This window comes from Bradyrhizobium sp. BRP22 (genome assembly GCF_020194175.1).
Classification (GTDB): Bacteria; Pseudomonadota; Alphaproteobacteria; order Rhizobiales; family Xanthobacteraceae; genus Bradyrhizobium.
Window position 1 is genome coordinate 66013 of sequence record NZ_JADYVX010000011.1, and the last position, 24073, is coordinate 90085.

Annotated in this window: 23 protein-coding genes and 1 pseudogene; 17 read left to right on the forward strand and 7 right to left on the reverse strand. The window is 64.3% G+C overall.

Going from position 1 to position 24073, the window contains the following annotated elements; translation table 11 throughout:
- Nucleotides 1–70 precede the first annotated feature (70 nt).
- The 5 genes and pseudogenes from I6F35_RS16550 to I6F35_RS16570 form a co-directional block, all read right to left on the reverse strand.
- Complete coding sequence (locus I6F35_RS16550) at nt 71–868, reverse strand: hypothetical protein (RefSeq protein ID WP_225118749.1); 798 nt, start codon at nt 866–868, stop codon at nt 71–73.
- Between the two features lie 205 nt (nt 869–1073).
- Nucleotides 1074–1583: an OsmC family protein gene (locus I6F35_RS16555; RefSeq protein WP_225118750.1), complete on the reverse strand. Its 510-nt coding sequence runs from the start codon at nt 1581–1583 to the stop codon at nt 1074–1076.
- 149 nt (nt 1584–1732) lie between these two features.
- Nucleotides 1733–2518, reverse strand: coding sequence for an ABC transporter ATP-binding protein (locus I6F35_RS16560; RefSeq protein WP_225118751.1), 786 nt, complete (start codon nt 2516–2518; stop codon nt 1733–1735).
- Complete coding sequence (locus I6F35_RS16565) at nt 2518–3363, reverse strand: ABC transporter permease (RefSeq protein WP_225118876.1); 846 nt, start codon at nt 3361–3363, stop codon at nt 2518–2520. The genes I6F35_RS16560 and I6F35_RS16565 overlap by 1 nt, the downstream gene beginning before the upstream one ends.
- Before the next feature lie 78 nt (nt 3364–3441).
- Nucleotides 3442–4382: pseudogene (locus I6F35_RS16570) on the reverse strand (aliphatic sulfonate ABC transporter substrate-binding protein).
- On the opposite strand from I6F35_RS16570, the gene I6F35_RS16575 reads away from it, so the two are divergent.
- From I6F35_RS16575 to I6F35_RS16635, 13 genes are all read left to right on the forward strand, one after another.
- Entirely contained in the window at nt 4327–4518 is a 192-nt protein-coding gene (locus I6F35_RS16575) for a hypothetical protein (protein ID WP_225118883.1), read from the forward strand. The pseudogene I6F35_RS16570 and the gene I6F35_RS16575 overlap by 56 nt on opposite strands.
- A gap of 93 nt (nt 4519–4611) precedes the next feature.
- Complete coding sequence (locus I6F35_RS16580) at nt 4612–7416, forward strand: [protein-PII] uridylyltransferase (RefSeq protein ID WP_225118752.1); 2805 nt, start codon at nt 4612–4614, stop codon at nt 7414–7416.
- A 112-nt stretch (nt 7417–7528) separates the two neighbouring features.
- Entirely contained in the window at nt 7529–8584 is a 1056-nt protein-coding gene (gene obgE, locus I6F35_RS16585) for a GTPase ObgE (protein ID WP_225118753.1), read from the forward strand.
- A 122-nt stretch (nt 8585–8706) separates the two neighbouring features.
- Nucleotides 8707–9849 carry a glutamate 5-kinase gene (gene proB / locus I6F35_RS16590; RefSeq protein ID WP_225118754.1) on the forward strand — a complete coding sequence of 381 codons (1143 nt, stop codon included), beginning with the start codon at nt 8707–8709 and terminating at the stop codon, nt 9847–9849.
- A gap of 137 nt (nt 9850–9986) precedes the next feature.
- Complete coding sequence (locus tag I6F35_RS16595; protein ID WP_225118755.1) at nt 9987–11279, forward strand: glutamate-5-semialdehyde dehydrogenase; 1293 nt, start codon at nt 9987–9989, stop codon at nt 11277–11279.
- Nucleotides 11280–11313: 34 nt separating this feature from the next.
- A complete protein-coding gene (locus I6F35_RS16600; RefSeq protein WP_346283174.1) occupies nt 11314–11940 on the forward strand; it encodes a nicotinate-nucleotide adenylyltransferase in 627 nt (208 codons plus the stop codon).
- Nucleotides 11941–12166: 226 nt separating this feature from the next.
- Nucleotides 12167–12517, forward strand: a complete 351-nt coding sequence (gene rsfS / locus I6F35_RS16605; RefSeq protein WP_225118757.1) for a ribosome silencing factor — start codon at nt 12167–12169, stop codon at nt 12515–12517.
- 48 nt (nt 12518–12565) lie between these two features.
- Complete coding sequence (gene rlmH, locus I6F35_RS16610; protein WP_225118758.1) at nt 12566–13048, forward strand: 23S rRNA (pseudouridine(1915)-N(3))-methyltransferase RlmH; 483 nt, start codon at nt 12566–12568, stop codon at nt 13046–13048.
- A 24-nt stretch (nt 13049–13072) separates the two neighbouring features.
- Nucleotides 13073–14449, forward strand: a complete 1377-nt coding sequence (locus tag I6F35_RS16615; protein ID WP_225118759.1) for a peptidoglycan DD-metalloendopeptidase family protein — start codon at nt 13073–13075, stop codon at nt 14447–14449.
- On the forward strand, nt 14446–15813 hold the full coding sequence (locus tag I6F35_RS16620) for a S41 family peptidase (protein WP_225118760.1): 1368 nt from the start codon (nt 14446–14448) through the stop codon (nt 15811–15813). The genes I6F35_RS16615 and I6F35_RS16620 overlap by 4 nt, the downstream gene beginning before the upstream one ends.
- Before the next feature lie 162 nt (nt 15814–15975).
- The gene (locus tag I6F35_RS16625; RefSeq protein WP_225118761.1) at nt 15976–17172 is read left to right on the forward strand and encodes a divergent polysaccharide deacetylase family protein; all 1197 of its coding nucleotides are present in this window, start codon (nt 15976–15978) and stop codon (nt 17170–17172) included.
- A gap of 254 nt (nt 17173–17426) precedes the next feature.
- A complete protein-coding gene (locus tag I6F35_RS16630) occupies nt 17427–17933 on the forward strand; it encodes an RNA pyrophosphohydrolase (protein WP_225118762.1) in 507 nt (168 codons plus the stop codon).
- Between the two features lie 2 nt (nt 17934–17935).
- Nucleotides 17936–18439: an RNA pyrophosphohydrolase gene (locus I6F35_RS16635; protein WP_225118763.1), complete on the forward strand. Its 504-nt coding sequence runs from the start codon at nt 17936–17938 to the stop codon at nt 18437–18439.
- Nucleotides 18440–18588: 149 nt separating this feature from the next.
- On the opposite strand, the gene glgX is transcribed toward I6F35_RS16635, so the two are convergent.
- A complete protein-coding gene (gene glgX / locus I6F35_RS16640) occupies nt 18589–20823 on the reverse strand; it encodes a glycogen debranching protein GlgX (protein ID WP_225118764.1) in 2235 nt (744 codons plus the stop codon).
- Between the two features lie 282 nt (nt 20824–21105).
- On the opposite strand from glgX, the gene I6F35_RS16645 reads away from it, so the two are divergent.
- From I6F35_RS16645 to I6F35_RS16660, 4 genes are all read left to right on the forward strand, one after another.
- Nucleotides 21106–21273 carry a hypothetical protein gene (locus tag I6F35_RS16645; protein ID WP_225118765.1) on the forward strand — a complete coding sequence of 56 codons (168 nt, stop codon included), beginning with the start codon at nt 21106–21108 and terminating at the stop codon, nt 21271–21273.
- A gap of 80 nt (nt 21274–21353) precedes the next feature.
- Complete coding sequence (locus I6F35_RS16650; protein WP_225118766.1) at nt 21354–21851, forward strand: Hsp20/alpha crystallin family protein; 498 nt, start codon at nt 21354–21356, stop codon at nt 21849–21851.
- An 89-nt stretch (nt 21852–21940) separates the two neighbouring features.
- Nucleotides 21941–22267 carry a hypothetical protein gene (locus I6F35_RS16655; protein ID WP_225118767.1) on the forward strand — a complete coding sequence of 109 codons (327 nt, stop codon included), beginning with the start codon at nt 21941–21943 and terminating at the stop codon, nt 22265–22267.
- Nucleotides 22268–22419: 152 nt separating this feature from the next.
- Nucleotides 22420–23511, forward strand: a complete 1092-nt coding sequence (locus I6F35_RS16660) for a trypsin-like peptidase domain-containing protein (protein WP_225118877.1) — start codon at nt 22420–22422, stop codon at nt 23509–23511.
- A gap of 107 nt (nt 23512–23618) precedes the next feature.
- Here I6F35_RS16660 and I6F35_RS16665 read toward each other — a convergent pair whose 3' ends face one another.
- On the reverse strand, nt 23619–24026 hold the full coding sequence (locus I6F35_RS16665) for a F0F1 ATP synthase subunit epsilon (RefSeq protein ID WP_225118768.1): 408 nt from the start codon (nt 24024–24026) through the stop codon (nt 23619–23621).
- Nucleotides 24027–24073 lie beyond the last annotated feature (47 nt).

Here is a 24073-nt window from a genome sequence, read left to right on the forward strand (position 1 = left end):
GGGCCGCGGGCGCGATCGGGGCCCCATGGTTCGAGACGCGCGAAGATGCGCTCCTCACCATGAGGGTCTTTCACCGCGCCAGCCGTCGGCGCCCGTGCCACCACAGGCCGAGATTCCAGATCACGCAGGTGGCGAGCGCGAGACTCAAACCGATCGCGGAGCCGAACTGCAGTACGGCGAGGTGCAGTACCGCGATCGCGAGGCCAAATCCCATCAGGCCCCAGGCGCCGTTTGCGATCACGGCGGCGGTCGGCGGGCCGCCGATGCGCGGATGCAGGATCAGCATCATCGAAGTGAACACCACCGGAAACAACGCGATGATGCCGCTGATCCTGGGGCCGACCCAGGCCGAGGACGTCACCACGATCGCCACCAAGGTTGCGACCAGCGAAGCGCGTAGCGGGATGTCGTACCAGCGGCGCGTGATCAACGGCATCTTCTTCACATGGCGATAGCGCTGCAGCAGCGGGACGCAGATCGCGAAGGTGATGACGTTGATGATCAGGCCAGCCGCAAGCGTCCACTGGAAGACGCGGACGATGGAAGCGAGCGCAAGCCACACCGCGACCGCGGCAGTGGCGCTGAGCAACGCGCTGTGGCGCTGCGCCAGCACGACATAGGTCAATCCGAGACAGATCGTGGCTGCGTTGATCGGCAGGCTTGCGAGCGCGCCCTCGGCGATGAAAGCGGCATCATGATCGAGCGCGAGGAAGACATAGGACGGTCCTGCCGAGATCGGCAGCGTCGCCACCAGCGCGCCGATCACCGGCCCCGAACGCTCGGTGATGATCGAGGCGGTCACGACAAAGCCGGCCGTGACCGCCATGCGCAAGACCAGCGTCAGCAGGAAGATGAGTTCGGGAGGCATCTGGCGCTCTCTGCACCCTCCCCTGAAAGGACCCTGAAAGTGGAGGGTCGGCTCGCATGGAGCGAAGCGGAATGCGAACCGGGGAGGGGTCATCTCTCCACTCGGGCGGTCTCGCACCGGAGAGACTTGACCCCTCCCTGCCGCTCATTGCATTCGCGTCGACCCCAGAGCGAGTTTCGCTCGTCTCGACCGTTCAGGGGCAAGATCACACCCGCTTCATCGAGACGGCGACCTGCGGGCCATGCCTGATGGTCTGGTAGACCACGCAATAGCGCTCGGTGAGCTTCAGCAGCAGGTCGAGCTTGTCCTGCGGTGCGTCGGTGTCGACCTCGAAGCGCAGGCGGATCTCGGCGAAGCCGACCGGCGCCTCCTTGTCGACGCCGAGCGTGCCGCGGAAGTCGAGATCGCCTTCGGCGAACACGTTGCCGCTGCGGAGCGGCACTTCGATCGCGGTCGCCACCGATTTCAAGGTCACACCGGCACAGGCAGCCAGCGCTTCGAGCAGCATGTCGCCGGAGCAGAGCTCCAGCCCGGAGCCGCCAGTTGCCGGATGCAGGCCGGCGACTGCGAGCGCGCGGCCGGTTTCGACCTTGCAGGCGATGCCTTCGCTCTCGATCGAGCCCTTGGCTTTCAGCGTGATGATTGCGGCGGCGGGATCGGCCTTGTAGCGTTCCTTGATCGGGGCTTGCAGCGCGCGGAGCTCGGTGGCGTCCATTGTTGTTCTCCCGGATTTTCCGAATCTTAGCGCTGTTCAGGAGCGACAAGATTCTGCTTTTTGTTTCGACGCGTTTTCCTCACGCGAACCGGTCTCCACTTCGCTCGAAAACGCTCTCGCCTTGGATGTACTCCCTGGGCGCGCCGCTGTCACCACCACATCGCCTCGCCGGCGTTCGCGGCGGCCTCGCTGTCCGGTACGTTGCGATCGAGCGAGCGATCGAGCGCGGTGAGCACGCGGCGCTTGAAATTGTCAAAATGCGCCGAGTTGCGGTCGCGCGGCCGCGCCAGGTTGATCGCGATCTCCTCGAACAGCCGCCCGGGCCGCGGCCGCATCACCAGCACACGGTCTGCGAGCACCACCGCCTCGTCGACATCGTGCGTCACCAGGATCAGCGTCGGCCTTGTGTCGGCCCACAGGTCGAGCAGATGGTCCTGCAGGTCGCGCCGGGTGAAGGCGTCGAGCGCGGAGAACGGCTCGTCGAGCAGCAGCACTTCCGGCTGCGGCACCAAGGCCCGCGCGATCGCCACCCGCTGCGCCTGCCCGCCCGAGAGCTCGCGCGGCCAGGCATTGGCCTTATCAGTGAGGCCGACACGAGCCAGCGCGCGGGTCACCTTTTCACGTCGCACCTCGGCCGACAGGTCCGACAGGCCAAAACCGATGTTGTCGGCGACGCTGAGCCAGGGCAGCAGCCGCGGCTCCTGGAAGATGATGCCGATCTTGGCGTGCGGCGCAGTTATCGCAGTGCCATCGAGCGTCACCGTGCCAGACGTGGCGCGATCGAGCCCGGCGATGGCGCGCAGCAGCGTCGACTTGCCGCAACCGGAACCACCGATGATCGCGATGATCTCGCCAAGCTTGATCTCAGCGGAGAAGCGTGACAGCGCATGGACGCCATTTGGATAGGTCTTGCCGACCTTGTCGAGCGCGAGCATCAGGCCGCTCCGCGCTCGCGCCCGAAAGCGTCCTGCCAGCGTAGGAGCGGCGCGGTGGCGAGCTCGATCAGCCAGTCGGTGGTCTTGCCGAGGATCGCGAAGATCACGATCGCGGCGACGATCTGCGCCGGCTTGCCGAGCTGCTGGCCGTCGATCAGGAGATAACCGAGTCCCTCGGAGGCGCCCATGAATTCGGCCGCGACCACGAACATCCAGCCCAGACCGAGGCCGACGCGGAGCGCCACGACATAGGCCGGCAGGACCGCCGGCAGGAGGATGCGCCGGATCATCGCCGGGCCGGAGAGGCGGAAGATGCGGCCGACCTCGACGATCTTGCGGTCCACCGAAAGGATCGCGCCCATCACCCCGAGATAGACCGGAAAGAACACGCCGACCGCGATCAGCGCGACCTTCGAGGTTTCGAAAATGCCGAGCCAGAGGATGAACAGCGGGACCCAGGCGATCGAGGGGATCGCCCGCAGCGCCTGAACCGTCGGATCGAGCAGCCGTCGCGCCAGGCCCCAGTAGCCGGAGACCGCGCCGAGCACCGTCCCGGCAACGACGCCGAGCGCAAAGCCGGCGGCGACGCGGGAGAGAGTCGTTGTGATGTGCCGCGACAGCTCGCCGCTTTTCGCGAGTTCCGCGATGGTGGCGAAGACCTTCGTCGGCGGCGGCACCAGCCGGCCGTTGGAATAGCCGAGCCAGACCGCGAGCTCCCAGCCGAGCGCGAGGCACAGCGGTAGCAGCAGCCCCAGCGCCGGCCGGGCAAAACGCGACAGCCGCGCCGCCGCCGCAGTCGGCATGGCGACGTCGGCTTGTTCCAGCACTGGCGCCTCAACAGTCATGGCCACGGCAAGAACCCTTTCCCGCGCCGGATTGCAAGGTGGGACACCACCCTCCCCTTTATGGGTAGGGTTTGAGGATCAATTCGTCGGCAGCGGGACCTGGTCGTCGATCAGCGAATTCAGCACCGCCTTCACGTCGACCTTGGCGTCGACCACGCCGGCCTGCTGCAGCGCAAGGCCAGCGGCGAGGATCGAGTCGCGCTGCGGGGCGCCGATCCGGCTGTGGGTCAACTCGGTCCGCTCCTTGAGCTGCTTGTCGACCACGGCCTCCGGCAGCTTGGTCACCGCGATAAACGTCTTCTTCAGGTCGTCGTAATTCGCCAGCGAATATTTCCGCGCCTCTTCGTAAACGGCGAGCACGCGGCGAACCACGTCCGGATGGTCCTTCAGGAACTGCTCGCGCACATTGAGGATGCCCCAGGTGTTGGCGTCCGCCTTGCGGAAGAACAGCTTCGCACCGTCCTCGACTTCCGCCTGCGCCATCATCGGGTCGAGGCCGGCCCAGGCGTCGACGTCGCCGCGGATCAGCGCGGTCTTGCCGTCGGCATGCTGGAGCAGCACCGGCGTGATGTCCTTTTCGGAGAGGCCGGCATCAAGCAGCGCGCGGACCAGGAAGATGTGCGGGTCGGTGCCGCGGGTCACCGCGACGCGCTTGCCCTTGAGGTCGCCGACGGACACGATCCTGGAGTCCTTGGCCGTGACCAGCGCGGTCCATTCAGGACGCGAATAGACATAGATCGACTTGATCGGGTTGCCGTTGATCCTGGCGACCAGCGCGGCCGATCCCGCCGTCGAGCCGAAATCGATCGAGCCGGCATTGAGGAATTCGAGCGCCTTGTTGGACCGGCGGATTGCACCCAGACGATGCTGATGCCGTCCTTGGCGAACTCCTTTTCCAGGAGCCCTTTCTGCTTCAGGATCAGCGAGACAGGATTGTAGGTCGCCCAGTCGATACGTATCTCCTTGAGCGGCTCCGCCGCAAAGCCTGCCGCGGGCGCAAGCGCCAAGCCTGCGATCATCGCAGCCAGTGCGCGCCGTGAAATCCGGACCATCCTCAGCCTCCCAATGATGGAAAAAACATCATTTTATTTCAATGAGTTAGCCCGGAAGGTCAATGAGAAAATCCGCACCCTGAAGGCGGCAATGCGAGAATGACTTTGCTCAAATCAACTGGAATTCAGCACAGAGTGATCGCGGGTCCACAATGGCCCGTGACAGCGCTGGCGCTGTCCTTTATCGGGATAGACCATGGATAGTGTCGTGGCCCAAGCCCGCCCGGAAGTGGATGGACGTTTCGATACCGCGCGGATCACGGCCGCGATCGATGCGCTTGCCGAGAAACACGCGGGCCGCGAGGACCAATTCCGCTCGGCGATGGCGCAACTGCTCAAGGCGGAACTGATCGCGGCACGCGCGACCGCGCAGGCCGTGCTGCTCAGGGATCGCCACGGCAGGCGCTGTGCGGAGCGGCTCTGCTTCGTGCAGGACGAGATCATCCGCATCCTCTACGCGGCAGCGACCAGGCATCTCTATCACTCGCCGATCCCCTCCGGCGAGGAGCGCATGGCGGTCGTCGCTACCGGCGGCTACGGCCGCGGCCTGATGGCGCCCGAGTCCGACATCGATCTGCTGTTCATCCTGCCCTACAAGCAGACCGCCTGGGGCGAGCAGGTCGCCGAAGCGATCCTCTATTGCCTGTGGGACATGGGATTGAAGGTCGGCCATGCCACGCGCTCGGTCGATGAATCGATCCGCCAGGCGCGCGGCGACATGACGATCCGCACCGCGATTCTGGAGACCCGATTCCTGACCGGCGACCGGCCGCTCTATGACGAACTGGTCGATCGCTTCGACAAGGATGTCGTGCAGGGCACCGCCGCCGAATTCGTCACCGCCAAGCTGGCCGAGCGCGAGGAGCGGCACCGCCGCGCCGGACAGTCGCGCTATCTGGTCGAGCCCAACGTCAAGGACGGCAAGGGCGGCCTGCGTGATCTGCACACGCTGTTCTGGATCGCCAAATACGTCTACCGCGTGCGCGAGACCGACGAGCTGCTGGAACGCGGCGTATTCGACGCGCAGGAATACCGCACCTTCCGCCGCTGCGCCGATTTCCTCTGGTCGGTGCGCTGCAACATCCATTTCTTCGCCGGCCGCGCCGAGGAGCGGCTGTCCTTCGACGTCCAGCGCGAGATCGCGATCAGGCTCGGCTACACCTCGCATCCCGGCATGCAGGACGTCGAGCGCTTCATGAAGCACTACTTCCTGATCGCCAAGGATGTCGGTGACCTCACCGCGATCCTGTGCGCCAAGCTGGAAGAGGAACAGAAGAAGCCGGCGCCGGTGCTGAGCCGCATGGTGGCGCGCTTGCGGCCGGGCAGCACCAAGCGGCGCGTGCCCGAGAGCGACGACTTCATCGTCGATAACAACCGCATCAACCTGGCCGCGCCCGATGTCTTCAAGCACGGCCCGGTCAATCTGATCCGGATCTTCCGCCTGGCGCAGAAGAACAACCTTGCCTTCCATCCCGATGCGATGCGCACCGTGACGCGCTCGCTCAAGCTCGTGAACACGCAGCTCCGCGAAGATGCCGAAGCCAACCGGCTGTTCATGGAGATCCTGACATCAGACAATGCCGAGATCGTACTGCGGCGCATGAACGAGACCGGAGTGCTCGGTCACTTCATCCGCGCCTTCGGCAAGATCGTGTCGATGATGCAGTTCAACATGTATCACCACTACACGGTGGACGAGCATCTGATCCGCTGCATCGGCTTCCTGCAGGAGATCGAGCGCGGCGGCAATGACGAGTTCATCGTCGCCAGCGACCTGTTCCGCAAAATCCGCCCCGAGCATCGCCCGGTGCTCTATATCGCGACCCTGCTGCACGATATCGCCAAGGGGCGGCCCGAGGATCATTCGATCGCCGGCGCCAAGGTGGCGCGGCGGCTGTGCCCGCGACTCGGCTTCAGCAACGCCGATACCGAGCTCGTCGCATGGCTGATCGAGGAGCATCTGACGATGTCGACGGTCGCGCAGTCGCGCGATCTCTCCGACCGCAAGACCATCGAGAATTTCGCCGCCGTCGTGCAATCGGTCGAGCAGATGAAGCTGCTGACGATCCTCACCACCGCCGACATCCGCGGCGTCGGCCCCGGCGTCTGGAACGGCTGGAAGGCGCAGCTCCTGCGCACGCTCTATTACGAGACCGAGCCCGTCCTGACCGGCGGCTTCTCGGAAGTGAACCGCGCGCGCCGCATCGCGGTGGCGCAGGCCGAATTCCGCGCCGCCTTCACCGAATGGCCGCAAGCCGAGCTCGACGCCTATATCGAACGGCACTATCCGGCGTACTGGCTCAAGGTCGAGCTGCCGCGCAAGATCCGGCAGGCGCGCTTCATCCGCGCCAGCGAGCAGGCCGGCCACAAGCTGGCGATCAATGTCGGCTTCGACGAGGCGCGCGGCGTCACCGAACTGACGATCTGGGCGACCGACCATCCCTGGCTGCTGTCGATCATCGCTGGCGCCTGCGCCTCCGCGGGCGCCAACATCGTCGACGCCCAGATCTACACCACGACCGACGGGCGCGCGCTCGACACCATCGCGATCTCCCGCGAATACGACCGCGACGAGGATGAAGGCCGGCGCGCGACCCGGATCGGCGAGATGATCGAGGATGTGCTGGAAGGCAAACTGCGCCTGCCTGAGGCGATGGCGCGTCGCGCGGTCCATCGCAGCAGCGGCAGCAAGGTGAAGGCGTTCACCGTCGAGCCGGAAGTGACGATCAACAACCAGTGGTCGGACCGCTACACCGTGATCGAGGTTTCCGGCCTCGACCGGCCCGGCCTGCTCTACCAGCTCACCACGGCGATCTCGAAACTCAACCTCAATATCGCCTCGGCCCATGTCGCGACCTTCGGCGAGCGCGCCCGCGACGTGTTCTACGTCACCGACCTGCTGGGCGCGCAGATCACTGCGCCGACCCGGCAGGCTGCGATCAAGAGCGCCCTGTTGCACCTGCTCGCTGACGAGAACGTAGCCGCCCAGCCGGCGGCTTGAACCTTCGCCGTGGTTTTGCGGAGCCGGCAACGCACTGACAGTTAAGCCTTTTATCCGGTCAGCCAGCTTAAGGGTTGCCGCATCGGCGTCGCTGCCTTACGTACAGTGCATCATGAAATTCCTCGATGAAGCAAAGGTCTATATTCGCTCCGGCGACGGCGGCAACGGCTGCGTTGCGTTCCGGCGCGAGAAGTTCATCGAGTTCGGCGGGCCTTCCGGCGGCAATGGCGGCCGCGGCGGCGATGTCATCATCGAGGCGGTCGACGGGCTGAACACGCTGATCGACTACCGCTACCAGCAGCATTTCAAGGCGCAAAAGGGCACCAATGGCATGGGCAAGGACCGCCATGGCGCCAACGGCAAACCGATCGTGCTGAAGGTGCCGGTGGGAACCCAGGTGTTCGACGAGGACCGCGAGACGCTGATCCACGATTTCACCAAGCTCGGCGAGAAATTCGTGCTGGCCGAAGGCGGCAATGGCGGTTTCGGCAACGCGCATTTCAAGTCGTCCACCAACCGCGCCCCGCGCAATGCCAATCCCGGCCTGCCGGGCGAGGAACGCTGGATCTGGCTCCGCCTCAAGCTGATCGCCGATGCCGGCCTGGTCGGGCTGCCGAACGCCGGCAAGTCGACCTTCCTGTCCGTGGTCAGCGCGGCAAAACCGAAGATCGCGGACTATCCCTTTACCACGCTGCATCCGCAGCTCGGCGTCGTGAGCGCGCAGGGCCGCGAATTCGTGCTCGCCGATATTCCCGGCCTGATCGAAGGCGCGCATGAGGGTGCCGGCCTCGGCGACCGCTTTTTGGGCCATGTCGAGCGCTGCCGCGTGCTGCTGCACCTGATCGACGCCACCAGCGAGCATGCGGGCAAGGCGTACAAGACCGTCCGAACCGAGCTCGAGGCCTATGAGGGTCATCTTGCCGAGAAGATCGAGATCGTCGCGCTGAACAAGATCGACGCGGTCACGCCTGACGAATTGAAGAAGCAGAAGGACCGGCTGAAACGGGCGGCCAAGAAGACCCCGCTGCTCGTCTCCGCCGCCACCGGCGAGGGTGTCCCGGAGGCGTTGAAGGCGCTGGTGGAGGTGATCGGCGAGGCGCCGGTATCGGCCAAGGCCAAAAGCGGCACTGATGCCGAACCGTGGGCGCAACCGACGCCGCAAGGCTGATTCCAGGGCCTGTTCCGCCCGCAGGGTTGATGATCCCTTAACGCTCTTTCCCGTGCGCCGCTTCCAAAGTAAGGGGGTGGCGCGTATTGCTTCGCAACCGCCGCTCCGTCTCTGATCAAACCATGAAACGCCCGTCGCTCAATCGTTTTCGCCGCATCGTCGTCAAGGTCGGCTCGTCGCTGCTGATCGATTCTGAGGCTGGCGAGGTCAGGTCATCATGGCTGTCGGCGCTGGCCGCCGATATCGCCAAGCTGCACCGGGAAGGCCGCGAGGTCCTGATCGTCTCCTCCGGCTCGATCGCGCTCGGGCGCAGCCGATTGAAGCTGCCGCGCGGGCCGCTGAAGCTCGAGGAGAGCCAAGGTGCGGCCGCCGTAGGCCAGATCGCGCTGGCGCGGATCTGGTCCGAAGTGCTCGGCGATTACGGGATTCGTGCCGGACAGATCCTGGTCACGCTGCAGGACACCGAGGAGCGCCGCCGCTATCTCAATGCCCGCTCGACGATCGCAAAGCTCCTGGACTGGCGCGCGGTGCCCGTGATCAACGAGAACGACACGGTTGCCACCAACGAGATCCGCTATGGCGACAACGACCGGCTCGCCGCCCGCGTCGCCACCATGGCGAGCGCGGACCTCCTGATCCTCTTGTCCGACATCGACGGCCTCTATGACGCGCCGCCGGCCAGCAACCCCAACGCAAAACTGATTTCGGTCGTGGAAAGCATCAGCGCGGAGATCGAGGCGATGGCGGGTGACGCCGGATCCGAACTGTCGCGCGGCGGCATGCGCACCAAGATCGAGGCGGCGAAGATCGCGACCACCGGCGGCACCCATATGCTGATCGCCTCCGGCAAGATCGAACATCCGCTGCAGGCGATCGCCGACGGCGGCCGCTGCACCTGGTTCCTGACGCCTGCCAACCCGATCACCGCACGCAAACGCTGGATCGCCGGCTCGTTGGAACCAAAGGGCACGCTGACCATCGACGCCGGCGCGGTGGCCGCGCTGCGGGCCGGAAAGAGCCTGTTGCCGGCTGGCGTGATCCGGATCGACGGCCAGTTCGCCCGCGGCGACGCGGTGATCGTCCGCGGCCCGGATACCCATGAGATCGGCCGCGGCCTCATAGCCTACGACGCCGAGGATGCCGACAAGATCAAGGGACGCTCCTCCCCCGACGTGATGACCATCCTCGGCATCAGCGGCCGGGCGGAGATGATCCACCGCGACGACCTGGTGGTGGGCCCCGCGGGCGTCATTCCGGCCAAATAGGCCATTGGCCGAGCTCCTGCGGATTTACGGCGACTGCTGGAACCCACCCGGTTCGACCTGCCATGCCGGTTCCTCGCCTCGCCAAGGCCTCGATTTCCGTGCTAGACCATGGCCTTAATAGAACGCTGGGACACTCCATGACTGCGCCGCTGAAGGCGATCGACGGTAACGCCGATCTGCCGACCCTGATGAATGAACTCGCGACACAGGCGCGTGCGGCTGCGCGCGTGCTGGCGCTTGCGCCGCCCGAGCAGAAGAACCGCGCGCTCACAGCGATCGAGCGCGCCATCCGCAACAATGCGCCGACCATCCTTGCCGCCAATGCCGAGGATGTCGCAGAGGCGCGTGCGAGCGGCGCGACCTCGGCATTCGTCGACCGGCTGACGCTGACGCAGGCGCGCATCGATGCGATGGCCGACGGCGTCGCCACGGTGCGCAACATTCCCGATCCGGTCGGCGCCGTCACCGAGAGCTGGCAGCGGCCGAACGGCATGACCATCGAACGCGTCCGCGTGCCGCTCGGCGTCATCGCCGTGATCTTCGAGAGCCGGCCCAATGTCGCGGCCGACGCCGGCGTGTTGTGCCTGAAATCCGGCAACGCCGTGATCCTGCGCGGCGGCTCCGACAGTTTCCGTTCCTGCCGCGCGATCCATGACTGCCTGGCGCAGGGCCTGCGCGAGGCCGGCCTGCCGGAAGCCGCGATTACGCTGGTGCCGACCCGCGACCGCGCCGCGGTCGGGCTGTTGCTCACCGGTTTGAACGGCGGCGTCGACGTCATCGTGCCGCGCGGCGGCAAGAGCCTGGTCGCGCGGGTGGAAGCGGAAGCGCGCGTGCCGGTGTTCGCCCATCTCGAAGGCGTCAACCATGTCTATGTCGACCGCTCCGCCAATCTCGAGATGGCGAAGTCGATCGTGCTGAACGCCAAGATGCGGCGTCCCGGCGTCTGCGGCGCGGCCGAGACGCTGCTGGTCGACCGCGCCGGCGCCTCCACTAGTTTGAAGCCACTGGTCGAGATGCTGATCGATGCCGGATGCGAGGTGCGCGGCGACGAGGCCGTGCGATATGTCGATGCCCGCGTGAAGCCGGCGACCGAGGAAGATTGGGACACCGAATACGAGGACGCCATCATCGCGGCCCGAATCGTCGACGGCGTCGACGAGGCGATCGCGCATATCCATCAGCACGGCTCGCGGCATACCGACGCGATCGTGACGGAGGATGCGAAAGTGGCGGAGAAATTCCTCAACGAGGTCGACTCCGCGATCGTGCTGCACAATGCGTCGACCCAGTTCGCCGACGGCGGCGAGTTCGGCTTCGGCGCGGAGATCGGGATAGCCACCGGCAAATTCCACGCGCGTGGGCCTGTCGGCGCCGAGCAACTCACCAGCTTCAAGTATCGCATCCACGGCACCGGACAGACGCGGCCGTGAACCCAACCTTGTGATCCCGTTGAAGCCGGCCCAGATCGCGTCGCCATCCGTCGCGCAGGCACTTCCGTTCTACACCAACGGGATGCGCATCGGCCTGCTCGGCGGCTCGTTCAACCCGCCGCATGCCGCGCATCGCGCCATCAGCCAGTTCGCGCTGAAGCGGTTGCGGCTCGATCGCGTCTGGTGGCTGCTCACGCCCGGCAACCCGCTCAAGAATCACGACGGCCTGCATGCGCTCGCCGAGCGAGCCGCAGCCGCACTGAAAGTGGCCGACGATCCCCGCATCGATGTGAGCTGTCTCGAAGCTGTCATCGGCACGCGCTACACTGTCGACACGATCATCCACTTGCGGCGCCGCGTTTCCGGCGTGCATTTTGTCTGGATCATGGGCGCCGACAACCTCGCGCAGTTCCATCGCTGGAAAGACTGGCGGCGCATCGCCTCCGATGTGCCGATCGCCGTGATCGACCGCCCGCCACAAAGTTTTCGCGCCCTCGCCGCACCCGCCGCCCAGGCGCTCGCCCGCTATCGTCTGCCCGAGAATCAGGCGGCCCGGCTGGCGGATCAGCAGGCGCCGGCCTGGGTCTTTCTCACCGGCATGAAATCCAATCTGTCTTCGACCGGCCTTCGGAACCCTGATGGAAGCTGGAGGACGGTCTAGCGCATGATCAAAGTGGACCATGCGTCAAGTGACGTGGGGCTTACTGGAATATTGAAACCCTTAACCCCACATGCGTAGTATAGGCGGCGGGCGCCGGGATTCGGTGTCCGCGATACAGTGAAAGGAATGGTCCCTGGCCACATCTGTATTGTCCAAGTCTGTTTTACCCAAGGTAGCTAACAAGGCAGCAAAACCTGCGCGTAAAACATCGACCCCAACTGCGGCCTTGAAGGCGCAAGGCGACGCCGACAAGACCCTGAATATGATCCTCTCCCGCCTCGACGATATGAAGGCGGAAGAGACGGTCACCATCGACCTTCGCGGCAAATCAGCATACTCCGACTACATGATCATCACCTCGGGCCGGGCCAACCGGCACGTCGGCGCGATCGCGGAGAACGTCACCAAAGCCCTGAAGGAAAACGGCGTCAGCAAAATCCATGTCGAAGGCCTGCCCAATTGCGACTGGGTGCTGATCGATTCCGGCGATGTGATCGTGCACGTGTTCAGGCCCGAGGTGCGCGAGTTCTACAATCTCGAACGGTTGTGGACGCAAAGCCCGGTCGCTGCGGTCTAGCTCTCTGAGCCGATGCAAATCGGCCGATGCGCATGCTAACATGCGTTAATGCGGTTACTTGTCATCGCAGTCGGTCGATTGAAGCAGGGTCCGGAGCGGGAACTGGCGGAGCGCTATCGCGAGCGCTTCGACGATATCGGTCGCAAGCTTGGCTTCCGCGGCCTGGATGTTCATGAAATTGCGGAAAGCCGCGCACGCGACGCCGTAACAAGAATGACCGAGGAAGCGGCGGCGATCTCGGCACTGATCCCGGAAAAGCATGTGCTCGTGGCGATGGACGAGCGCGGCGAGAACGTTGATAGCGCGGCGTTTGCCGGGTATCTCGGGCGCTGGCGGGACCAATCGGTCGCCAACACTATTTTCGTCATTGGCGGCGCCGACGGACTTTCGCCTGATTTGCAGCGCAAAGCCAAGCTGCGCGTCGCATTCGGCGCGGCGACTTGGCCGCACCAGATGGTGCGAGTGATGCTTCTGGAACAGATTTATCGGGCGGCGACCATTTTGGCCGGCCATCCCTATCATCGCGCGTGAACCGACAAGAGCCCTGACAATCCGATGCCGTCGCTGCGCGACCTTCACCGTTATCCCGACACCGCGCACAGTGGCCGGTATCCGACACGCTTGCTCCTGCTGTCGATCGTATTGTTGTCGGCACCCCTCGCGACCGCCGCACTCGCGCAAACAGCGTCGCAACCGCAGCAGACGGCGGCAACCGCGCCTTCGCCCGATATCATCAAGCAGCGGGAGCAGGAACTTGAAGCCGCCCGCGAGCAGCAGCGGAAGGCAACCGAGCTGCAGGAAAAATTGAAGGCCGACATTGCCGCGATCGGCCAGGACCGCAGCAAGCTCAACCAGCAGATCATCGACATCGCGGGCCAGGTGCGCGGGGTTGAAGGCCGGATTGCCGATGCGGAGGCGCGGCTGCGCCCGCTCGACGGCCGCGAGCAGGAGATCCGCGCCTCGCTCGATTCACGCCGCGCCGAGATCATCGAGGTGCTGGCGGCGCTGCAACGTGCCGGCCGGCGCACGCCGCCGGCCCTCCTGGTGCGGCCAGAAGACGCACTGCAGTCGCTGCGGACCGCGATGCTGCTCGGTGCGGTCGTGCCTGAACTACGGGGGCGCGCGGAAAAGCTGACGGCCGACCTCGGCGAGCTGGTTGCATTGCGCAAGACCATCGCCAGCGAGCGCGACGCGCTGGCGCTCGACCGCGACAAGCTGAAGGAAGACCAGGTCCGGCTCGCCGCGCTGGTCGAGGAGCGGCAACGCCAGCAGAGCGCGATCGAAAAGGACATGGAGGCCGAAGGCGCGCGCGCCATCGCGCTGTCCAAGCAGGTCGACAGCCTGCAGGGCCTGATCGCCAAGATGGAACAGGATCTGAAGAGCGCCGCGAAAGCGGCCGCTACTGCCAATCTGCAGGGCACGCCCGCCGCCCCGAACGGCAAGCCTAATCTGGGCGCTTTGAAGGATTCGGCGCGGCTGAGCCCGGCGATCGCCTTTGCCTCCGCGAAAGGGCTGTTCGCCTACCCCGTTAACGGCAGCAAGATTCGCGAATTTGGCGGGTCCGACGGTGCTGGCGGCGTGCAAAAAGGCATTTCTTTGGCGGCCCGGCCCGGGGGCCAGGTCACAACCCCGTGTGACGGCTGGGTCGTCTATGCCGGACCCTTCCGAAGCTACGGTCAACTCTTGATCCTCAACGCCGGGGGCGGGTATCATGTTTTGATCGCCGGGATGGAGCGTATTTCGGTAAACATCGGCCAGTTTGTACTTACGGGGGAGCCGGTCGCGACCATGGGGTCGACATCCCAGGTGGCGTCCATTTTCGCGACAAACGCGAGCCAACCCGTGCTCTATGTCGAGTTCCGTAAGGACGGCACTCCAATTGATCCAGGCCCATGGTGGGCCGCAAATGAAGGCGAAAAGGTTCGCGGATGATGCGCAAGACTTCTGTAATTCTCCTCAGCGCCGCATGCGGTGCAGCGTTGACGCTGTTCGTTACCCAACCGCGCGCCGTGCTGATGGGATCAAGCGCGCGCGCCGCGACCTCGGACACCTACCGCCAGCTCAATCTGTTCGGCGACGTGTTCGAGCGCGTGCGCAGCGACTATGTCGAGAAGCCCGACGACAGCAAGCTGGTGGAATCCGCGATCAGCGGCATGCTGGCCGGGCTTGATCCGCACTCGAGCTACATGGACGCCAAGAGCTTCCGCGACATGCAGGTGCAGACCCGCGGCGAGTTCGGCGGCCTCGGCATCGAGGTCACGATGGAGGACGGGCTGATCAAGGTCGTCTCCCCGATCGACGATACCCCGGCGTCGAAGGCCGGCATCATGGCCAACGACATCATCACCACGCTCGACGACGAGGCGGTGCAGGGTCTGACCCTCAACCAGGCCGTCGAGAAGATGCGCGGGCCGGTGAACACCAAGATCCGGCTGAAGATCATCCGCAAGGGCCAGGACAATCCGATCGACGTCACGCTGGTGCGCGACAACATTCGCGTCCGCTCGGTGCGCGCCCGCGTCGAGGCCGACGACATCGCCTATATCCGCATCACCACCTTCAACGAGCAGACCACCGAAGGCCTGAAGAAGGAGATCGCCAATCTCTCGAACCAGATCGGCGACAAGCTGAAGGGCTACATCATCGATCTCCGCAACAATCCCGGCGGCCTCCTGGAGGAAGCCGTGACGGTCTCCGACTCCTTCCTGGAGCGCGGCGAGATCGTCTCGACCCGCGGCCGCAATGCCGAGGAAACCCAGCGCCGCGCCGCCCATTCGGGCGACCTGACCAAGGGCAAGCCGGTGATCGTGCTGATCAACGGCGGCTCGGCCTCGGCTTCCGAAATCGTCGCCGGCGCGCTGCAGGACCACAAGCGGGCCACGCTGGTCGGCACCCGCTCCTTCGGCAAGGGGTCGGTGCAGACCATCATCCCGCTCGGCAGCGGCAATGGCGCGCTGCGGCTGACCACGGCGCGCTACTACACGCCGTCAGGCAAGTCGATCCAGGCCAAGGGCATCGTGCCCGACATCGAGGTGCTGCAGGACGTGCCGGACGAATTGAAGGCACGGACGGACACCAAGGGTGAGGCCTCGCTGCGCGGCCATCTGAAGTCCGACGGCGACGAGAAGACCGGCTCGCAGTCCTACGTGCCGCCGGATGCCAAGGACGACAAGGCGCTCAAGCTGGCCGACGACCTCCTGCATGGCATCAAGTCCACGGCCAGTTCGGCGCCGCCGCCCGCGAGCGGCGACAAGGCTGCGGTCGACAACAAGCCGGGCAGCAAGGCCGCGAACTGATCGGCCATCACGGGTTCAAACAAAGGGCGGCCTTGTCGGCCGCCCTTTTCGTTTTGGAACTCCCGTAGCCCGGGTGAAGCGCCAGCGTAACCCGGGCTACGGGGTCCCCCGCCCGAACCGGCCGCCTCGTGGTATCGTCGGCGCAGCTGATTCGGGGGGTTGATGGCAGAGGCGGCCGACGAACTGAGCGCACCGCTCGGACAGGGGACCATGGCCAAAAAGCGCCGGTTCCGGGCGCCGTTCACGGCCATGCAGGCGCTCGCGGTGGTGCTCGGCCTGATCCTGGTCACCTTCGCCGGTATCGCCTTGTTCAATGACGATCCGCTTGGCGGCGAGCCGATCGCCCATGTCGCCTTGCGCAAGACGCCGGTCGCGAAGGAAAAACCCGCGCCGACCGCCCAACCTGCCGAGCCTGTGACGAAATCTCCGCCCAAGCAGCCTGCCGGCGAGAGCAAGACGATTACCATCATCGATGGCTCGAGCGGCGCGCGGCGTGACGTCGTGATCGGGGGCGATCCCGCCGACAAGGCCGAGTCCGATGCTGCCGCGAGGCCGATGGCCGGTATTGACCCGCGCCTTCTGGAAAAATCCCGCTATGGCATGATCCCGGTGGTCGCCGACGGCCTGAAACCGTTCACGGTCTATGCGGCGGATGCCGACCGCGCCAAGGCGGCCAAAATGCCGGTGGTGGCGATCGTGGTCGGCGGGCTCGGCGTCGGCGCCGCCAAGACCACCGACGCCATCATGAAACTGCCGCCGGCAGTGACGCTGGCCTTCACGCCCTATGGCGCCGATCCGACCAAGCTTGCCGAGCGGGCACGTGCGCAGCGCCACGAGATCCTGCTGCAGGTGCCGATGGAGCCATTCGATTATCCGGACAATGATCCCGGCCCCCAGACCCTGCTCACGACCCTCAACGCCGAGCAGAACCTCGACCGGCTCTACTGGCACTTCAGCCGCCTCCAAGGCTATGCCGGCATCGCCAATTTCATGGGCGCCCGGTTCGTGGCGACCGATCCGGTGATGCAGCCGATCATCCGGGAAGCGGCCAAGCGCGGCCTCAGCTATTTCGACGACGGCGCCACGCCGCGCAGCGTCGCGGCCCCGCTCGCCGCCGGACAGGCGCTGCCCTTTGCCAAAGCCGATTTTACCATCGATGCGGTTCCAACCTCGGTGGAGATAGATCGCGTGCTGGTCAAGCTCGAGACGCTCGCCAAGGAACGCGGCGTCGCGGTCGGCGTGGCCTCGGCGCTGCCGATTTCGATCGAACGCATCGCGGCCTGGACCAAGACACTGGAGGCGCGCGGCATCCTGCTTGCACCATTGACAACCGCGATGCTGAAATCAAAATCGAGCTAGAGCATGATCCGGAAAAGTGGGTACCGGTTTTCCGAACAGATCATGCTCGAATAAGGCCGCAGAGCATCAACCTGATGGCGCGACTTCGGACTTCCGGACCCGCCCGTCTTCCAGATCATGGTCCCGCCGGGGCGAAGCGGGTCATGGTCTCGTCTTTTTGTTGGAGCGTGATCTCCGCGCAAACGCTCCGCGCTTGTCGCAAGGGAAAACCGATTCCCACTGTTTACGGATCACGCTCTGGGAGTCCTGATCGAATGACGCGTTACGAGGAGCTGCCTTACCGGACCTGCGTCGGCGTGATGCTGCTTAACCGAGAGGGGCTGGTCTTTATCGGGCGCCGCTCCGGTGGCGGCATCGAGCATGTCGACGACACCCATGTCTGGCAGATGCCGCAAGGCGGCGTGGATCCCGGTGAAGACGTCTGGGAAGCCGCCAAGCGCGAGCTCTATGAGGAGACCAGCGTCCGCTCGGTCGAGAAACTCGGCGAAGTCGACGACTGGCTGATTTACGATATTCCGCGCACGGTCGCAGGGCGAGCTTGGAAGGGCCGTTATCGCGGCCAGCGCCAGAAATGGTTCGCGATGCGCTTCACCGGCAAGGACAATGAGATCGACGTGGCGCATCCCGGCGGAGGCCACAAGGCCGAGTTCTCGAACTGGCGCTGGGAGCCGATGAAGAATCTCCCCGAACTGATCGTGCCGTTCAAGCGACCGGTCTATGAGCGCGTGGTTCAGGAATTTTCCAGGCTCGCGGGCCGATAGGAATGCCCGAGGAAAAGCTGTACCGCCCCAATGTAGGGATTGCTCTGTTCAACGCGTCCGGCAGCGTGCTGATCGGCCGCCGCTTCAGGGATGATGGTCCGGAAATCATCCTCCCCGGGCTGGAATGGCAGATGCCGCAAGGTGGCATCGATGCCGGCGAGGAACCACGCCAGACGGTCATGCGCGAGCTCTGGGAGGAGACGGGCGCGGTCTCCGCTGACTATCTCGGCGAGACCGACTGGATCACTTACGAATTCCCGCCTTACAACGGACCGCCGCATCGTCTCGGCAATTTCCACGGACAGCGGCAGAAATGGTTCGCGCTGCGCTTTACGGGGCGAGACGAGGAGATCGATCCGCTGACGCCGCGCAATGGACAGCCGGCCGAATTCGATGCCTGGCGCTGGGAACGGCTCGACCGCGTCGCCGACCTCGTCGTGCCGTTCCGGCGCGAGGTGTATCAGCATGTCGCCCGCAGCTTCGCCGCCTTTGCGCAAGCGTGCTAGAGCATTTTCGGTTCTGATTGAATCAGAACCGAAGCTCTAGATTTGTTTTGACGCGTTTTCTTCACGCGAACCGGTGTCCGGTTCGCTCGAAAACGCTCTAAGCCCGGATCGCTGAACGCCGGACCTCCCGGCCCATCCAAGTGAACGCACTACTCGGACAGCGGCAGCTCGGCGACATCAAGGATGCTGCCGATGCCATGGCGCAACCGGCGCATGGCGCTGTCCTCGCTCGCGAGGCCGAACGCCAGCATCGAGCGTCCGGTCACGGCATAGGCATGGCCGAACGGAAAACTCGGCAGTTGCCCGTCGGGCTGGTTGGTATCGATCAGTCCCTGCCAATGCTGTCCGTCCGGGACCTGCGGCAGCGTGAAATTCACCACGTCATAATGGGCGTTGTAGACCAACAGCAACGTCGCGTCCGATCCGCGCCGTTTGATGCCGGTCTCCTGGGCGCGACCATCAAGCAGCATCCCGAAGCAGCGCACATTGCCGTCCTGCCACTGCTCGATGGTCATTTCCTCGCCCGACGGGGCGAGCCAGGTCACGTCCTTGACGTCGAGCTCCTCATTGTGTGTGCCGATCAGGAAACGGCTCCGATAAAGGATCGGAAACGCCTTGCGCATCGCGATCAGCTTTCGCGTGAATTCGCGCAAGGCGCGCCCCTCAGGCGAGATCTTCATCCAGTCGAGCCACGTAGTTTCGTTGTCCTGCGCGTAGGCGTTGTTGTTGCCCTTCTGGCTGTGACCGAATTCGTCGCCGGCGAGCAACATCGGCGTGCCGTGCGACAGGATCATCGTGGCGAGGAAATTGCGCTTCTGCCGCTCGCGCAACGCGACGATCTCCGCATCGTGCGTCGGACCTTCGACGCCGTGATTCCACGAGTGATTGTTGGAATGGCCGTCGCGGTTGTTCTCGCCATTGGCCTCGTTGTGCTTGTCATTGTAGGAGACCAGATCGTTGAGGGTGAAGCCGTCATGGGCGGTGACGAAGTTGACGCTCGCCCACGGTTTGCGGCCGCGCTTGTTGAACAGGTCTCCCGACCCGGTAATGCGCTTGACGAAATCGGCGACCTGCCCGGCGTCCCCTTTCCAGAATCTTCGCACGGTATCGCGGAATTTATCGTTCCACTCCGCCCAGCCCGGCGCGAACTGGCCGACCTGGTAGCCGCCGGGGCCGATGTCCCACGGCTCGGCGATCAGCTTGACGTTAGAGAGCACCGGGTCCTGACGGCACGCATCGAGGAAACTGCCGCCCTCATCGAACCCGTAGGGCTCGCGCGCGAGAATGGTGGCAAGATCGAAACGGAAGCCGTCGACGCGCATCTCCGTCGCCCAGTAGCGAAGTGAGTCGGCGACCATCTGGAGCACGCGCTGGTGCGATAGATTGACGGTGTTTCCGGTGCCGGTATCGTTGATGTAGTAGCGCTTCTGATCAGGCAGCAGCCGATAATAGCTCGCGTTGTCGATGCCCTTGAAGGACAGCGTCGGCCCGAGTTCGTTGCCTTCGGCCGTGTGGTTATAAACCACGTCGAGGATCACCTCGATGCCGTGGGCGTGGAATTGGTTGACCATCTCCTTGAACTCGTTCGCCCAGGGCGTCCGCAGATAGCGCGGGTCCGGTGCGAAGAAGGCGAGCGAGTTGTAGCCCCAATAATTGCGCAGGCCCTTGTCGACCAGATAGCTGTCGTCGACGAACGCATGAATCGGCAGCAGCTCCGCGCTGGTGACACCGAGCGAGCGCAGATAGGCTGATACGTTCGGGCAGGCGAGGCCGGCGAACGTGCCGCGATCGGCCTCCGGCACCAACGGATGCAGCTTGCTGAAGCCCTTCACATGCATCTCGTAGATGATGGTGCGCTCCCACGGTGTCGCGGGCTTGCGGTCACGCCCCCAGGTGAAAGCGGGATCGATCACCCGGCACTTCTGCACCAGATGGACATTGTCGCGGTCGTCAAACGATTTGTCCTTGTCGGGATCACCGATCTTGTAGCCGAACAGTTCGGGTCCCCATTGCAACTGCCCGACCAGTTGCCGGGCGTAGGGATCGATCACCAGCTTGTTCGGATTGAAGCGATGGCCAGCGTCCGGCTCATAGGGACCATGGACGCGGTAGGCATAGACCAATCCCGGACGCGCGGTCGGCAGATAGCCATGCCAGACTTCGTCGGTATATTCGGGAAGCTCGATCCGCTCGATCTCGGTTTGGCCTGCATCATCAAACAGGCACAGCTCCACCTTGGTAGCGTGTGCCGAAAACAGTGCGAAGTTGACACCAAGGCCGTCCCAGGTCGCGCCCAATGGAAATGGCCTGCCTTCGCGAACGGCCGAGCGCCGCAACAACTGCGCTGCCTGCGCGAGCTCACGACCTGCGGCTGATTTATCCATCGGAAAGGCCCGCCCTTCGGTTGGATGAACGCTCGCACATAACCATTGTTCCTGGTGGCGAGCGCCGGTTTTCAGCCCAATACTACGCGAACCAGTGCCGCCCGGGGACCGGCGCCTGTTGGAAAATTTCCGGCATCCCTCTTGAAAGTTCCTGCCGTTTTTCTAAGTCGATTTTTGCCGCCACAGCGGCGGTGCCGGATGCCAGCCTGGGTCCGGCGGACCGGGCGCCGGACGGTGTCCGACGCTCCTTCGTATCCATCTTGCTCTTAGGAGGACTTGGTTATGAGGATCTTCGACTTCTTGCCCCTGTGGCGTTCCACGGTCGGCTTCGACCGTTTTGCGGTTTTGCTCGATGCAAGCCTGCGACAATCCGCCGACGACGGCCGCTCCCTTGCAACATTGAACCGTCCGCAGTCAGCCCAAGCCATTGAGCACAATCAGGCAGCCTGACGTCGCCTGCTGCTCGGTGAGGACACGCGTGGGGCCAATAGGTCCGCGCCGAACATCGTATGTAAGACGAGGAGGATAAGATGACTTTCCGTGATCTCATTCCCTGGTCGAAGAACCAGGAGCTTGCGCCGACGCGCGAGAATTTCGATCCTTTCATCACGCTTCACCGCGAGATGAACCGGCTGTTCGAGGACGTCTTCCGCGGCTTCGGCTCGTTCGGCCGCATCGGCAGTCCGCTGCTCGAGGGCCGCTTCGGCTGGCCCAAGATTGAGCTCAGCGAAACCGACAAGGCGCTCACCGTCTCCGCGGAGCTTCCGGGCATGACGGAGAAGGACGTTCAGGTCGAGATCGCCAATGGCGTGCTGACGCTCAGGGGCGAGAAGAAGGCCGATCGCACGGACAACGAGAAATATTTCTCGGAGCGCTACTACGGCGCGTTCGAACGGCGAATCGCGCTTGACGGCGTCGCCGAAGACAAGGCGCAAGCCTCTTTCCGCGATGGCGTGCTGACGATCACGCTGCCGAAATCGGAAGAGGCGCGCGAGAACGTCAGACGCATTCCGATCAACGCGCAATGAAATGACAAATGACATTCAGAGGCGGCGCATCCTGCGCCGCCCTCTCAACCCAAACAGTGTCCTTGGAAAGGAGCGAAGGAGACACTTCGATGAGCGAGACCAGCCTCGGCGCCGCCGAACTTCCCCTCTTTCACCCCGCCGCCCATTACGACTCACCTGCCGATGTCTTGACCGACCCGCAGCTCTCCCGATCCGAGAAGCGCGTGATCCTGTCGTCCTGGGCGTCCGACATGTTCGCAGTCGAATCCTGCCCCGGCCTGCGCGAGATTCCTGGAATCGGCCACAGCATCCGCCTCGCCGACATCCTTGCCGCGCTGCGACAACTCGATGACGACGAGGATCCGCCGCCCTGCCGCGGGATCGCGCCGCAACGGCGTTTACCAACAAATCATTCGCGTCCGGCTTCGCCATGTTGACGCCAACTATTCTGGCTTTCGCATGGGTCAATCAGGCGTCCGCGCTGTTGGCGATGCCATGGCTCGCATGGCAGCGAGACTTGCTTTTTCGTGACACCGTGCGCGCCGGACGCCAGCAGGACCGATAAGAGAGAGCGGACGTGAAGCGGGCGATATCGACAACATTCGGCGCCGTACTCGGCGCACTCATCCTGATCGCGCCAGCAGCCGGTCAGGTCCCAAACCTGAAGACCGGCGGCACGGTGCCGACATTGGCGCCCCTGGTGCGCGAAGTAACGCCCGCCGTCGTCAACATCTCCGTGCACGGCAAGATCCGCGAGGAAAATCCGCTGTATCGCGATCCGCTGTTCCGAGAATTCTTCGATGTGCCGAAGCAGCTGGAAAAGGAGATCAGCGCGACCGGCTCCGGCGTGATCGTCGACGGCCAGCGGGGATACATCCTGACCAACAACCATGTTGTCGATCAGGTCTCCACGGTCCAGATCACGACCAAGGACGGTCGCCAGTTCTCGGCCAAGGTGATGGGCCGCGATCCCGACACCGATATCGCGGTGCTGCAGATCCACTCGCCGACGGGTCTCAAGGCGATTGCGCTCGGCGACAGCGATGCGCTTGAAGTCGGCGATTTCGTCATTGCCATCGGCAATCCCTTCGGCCTCGGCCAGACTGTGACGTCGGGGCTTGTGAGCGCACTCGGCCGCACCGGGCTCGGCAAACAGGGCTATGAGGACTTCATCCAGACCGATGCCGCGATCAATCCGGGCAATTCCGGCGGCGCGCTGGTCAATCTGAAAGGTGAACTGATCGGCATCAACTCGGCCATCATTTCACCGGCCGGCGGCAATGTCGGCATCGGCTTCGCGATCCCGATCAACATGGCGCGACGGGTGATGGATCAAATCGTCGAGAATGGCAAGGTCGTGCGCGGCCGGATCGGCATCTCGCTGCAGGACATGCATCCGTCGACGGACGGCGGGCGCAGCGAGGGCGCCAGGATCGCCGACGTCAGTCCGGGATCGCCGGCGGAGAGCGCCGGCTTGCGCAGAGGCGATATCGTGCTGCGGGCCGACGATCGTCCGATCCGAAGCGCCGCCCAGCTCCGCAACCGGGTCGGCCTCGCTCGGATCGGCGAGCAGCTGCGGCTGACGATCGAGCGCGGCGGCGGGATACAGAATGTCACGGTCGCAGTGGCGTCAGCAGGGGACGCCAACGCCGCCATCTCAAGCAAGGCAAAGCGCCGCTAGGCGAGGCAATACGCGAATTTGGCGATCGGGAAATTCCGCCCGCCACAATGTGACGGACGGCGGATCGTTCAAGATTTTTGTCCGGCCCCGGCGCGATGCACCGGGGCCTAGTGCATAGCTGTCGCGCTGAGGCTGTGCTCGATACTCTTGAAGTGGTCTAGCCGCTCGATCTCGCGGTCGAGTTCAGAGCCTTCCTTCTCCTTCAGGTTCTCTTCCATCTCGGCGATGGTCTCGCTGAACTGGGCGCGATCGACTTCCTGGATCGAGGTCGCGACATCAGCGAGCACAGTCAGGCGATTGTCCGAGACTTCGGCCAAACCGCCGAGCACCACCATCTTCTGATGCGCGCCACCGGTGGTGATAGTCAGGATGCCCGGACGGACCGCAGCCACGACGGGCGCGTGACCGGCGAGCACGCCGAAATCACCTTCCACGCCGGGAACATCCACCTGATCGACCTCGCCGGAGAAGGCGAGCTTTTCGGGGGAGACGAGATCGAAGTGGAAGGTGGCCATGATGTACCTGCGAATAGCGAATAGCGAATAGTGAGTGGCTGATTGGG

Bases quoted from the DNA above. Each gene is read 5' to 3' on its own strand.
- I6F35_RS16550 (WP_225118749.1), bottom strand. From the start codon at position 868: ATGCCTCCCGAACTCATCTTCCTGCTGACGCTGGTCTTGCGCATGGCG.
- I6F35_RS16555 (WP_225118750.1), bottom strand. From the start codon at position 1,583: ATGGACGCCACCGAGCTCCGCGCGCTGCAAGCCCCGATCAAGGAACGC.
- I6F35_RS16560 (WP_225118751.1), bottom strand. From the start codon at position 2,518: ATGCTCGCGCTCGACAAGGTCGGCAAGACCTATCCAAATGGCGTCCAT.
- I6F35_RS16565 (WP_225118876.1), bottom strand. From the start codon at position 3,363: ATGACTGTTGAGGCGCCAGTGCTGGAACAAGCCGACGTCGCCATGCCG.
- I6F35_RS16580 (WP_225118752.1), top strand. From the start codon at position 4,612: ATGGATAGTGTCGTGGCCCAAGCCCGCCCGGAAGTGGATGGACGTTTC.
- obgE (WP_225118753.1), top strand. From the start codon at position 7,529: ATGAAATTCCTCGATGAAGCAAAGGTCTATATTCGCTCCGGCGACGGC.
- proB (WP_225118754.1), top strand. From the start codon at position 8,707: ATGAAACGCCCGTCGCTCAATCGTTTTCGCCGCATCGTCGTCAAGGTC.
- I6F35_RS16595 (WP_225118755.1), top strand. From the start codon at position 9,987: ATGACTGCGCCGCTGAAGGCGATCGACGGTAACGCCGATCTGCCGACC.
- rlmH (WP_225118758.1), top strand. From the start codon at position 12,566: ATGCGGTTACTTGTCATCGCAGTCGGTCGATTGAAGCAGGGTCCGGAG.
- I6F35_RS16615 (WP_225118759.1), top strand. From the start codon at position 13,073: ATGCCGTCGCTGCGCGACCTTCACCGTTATCCCGACACCGCGCACAGT.
- I6F35_RS16620 (WP_225118760.1), top strand. From the start codon at position 14,446: ATGATGCGCAAGACTTCTGTAATTCTCCTCAGCGCCGCATGCGGTGCA.
- I6F35_RS16625 (WP_225118761.1), top strand. From the start codon at position 15,976: ATGGCAGAGGCGGCCGACGAACTGAGCGCACCGCTCGGACAGGGGACC.
- I6F35_RS16630 (WP_225118762.1), top strand. From the start codon at position 17,427: ATGACGCGTTACGAGGAGCTGCCTTACCGGACCTGCGTCGGCGTGATG.
- I6F35_RS16635 (WP_225118763.1), top strand. From the start codon at position 17,936: ATGCCCGAGGAAAAGCTGTACCGCCCCAATGTAGGGATTGCTCTGTTC.
- glgX (WP_225118764.1), bottom strand. From the start codon at position 20,823: ATGGATAAATCAGCCGCAGGTCGTGAGCTCGCGCAGGCAGCGCAGTTG.
- I6F35_RS16645 (WP_225118765.1), top strand. From the start codon at position 21,106: ATGAGGATCTTCGACTTCTTGCCCCTGTGGCGTTCCACGGTCGGCTTC.
- I6F35_RS16650 (WP_225118766.1), top strand. From the start codon at position 21,354: ATGACTTTCCGTGATCTCATTCCCTGGTCGAAGAACCAGGAGCTTGCG.
- I6F35_RS16655 (WP_225118767.1), top strand. From the start codon at position 21,941: ATGAGCGAGACCAGCCTCGGCGCCGCCGAACTTCCCCTCTTTCACCCC.
- I6F35_RS16665 (WP_225118768.1), bottom strand. From the start codon at position 24,026: ATGGCCACCTTCCACTTCGATCTCGTCTCCCCCGAAAAGCTCGCCTTC.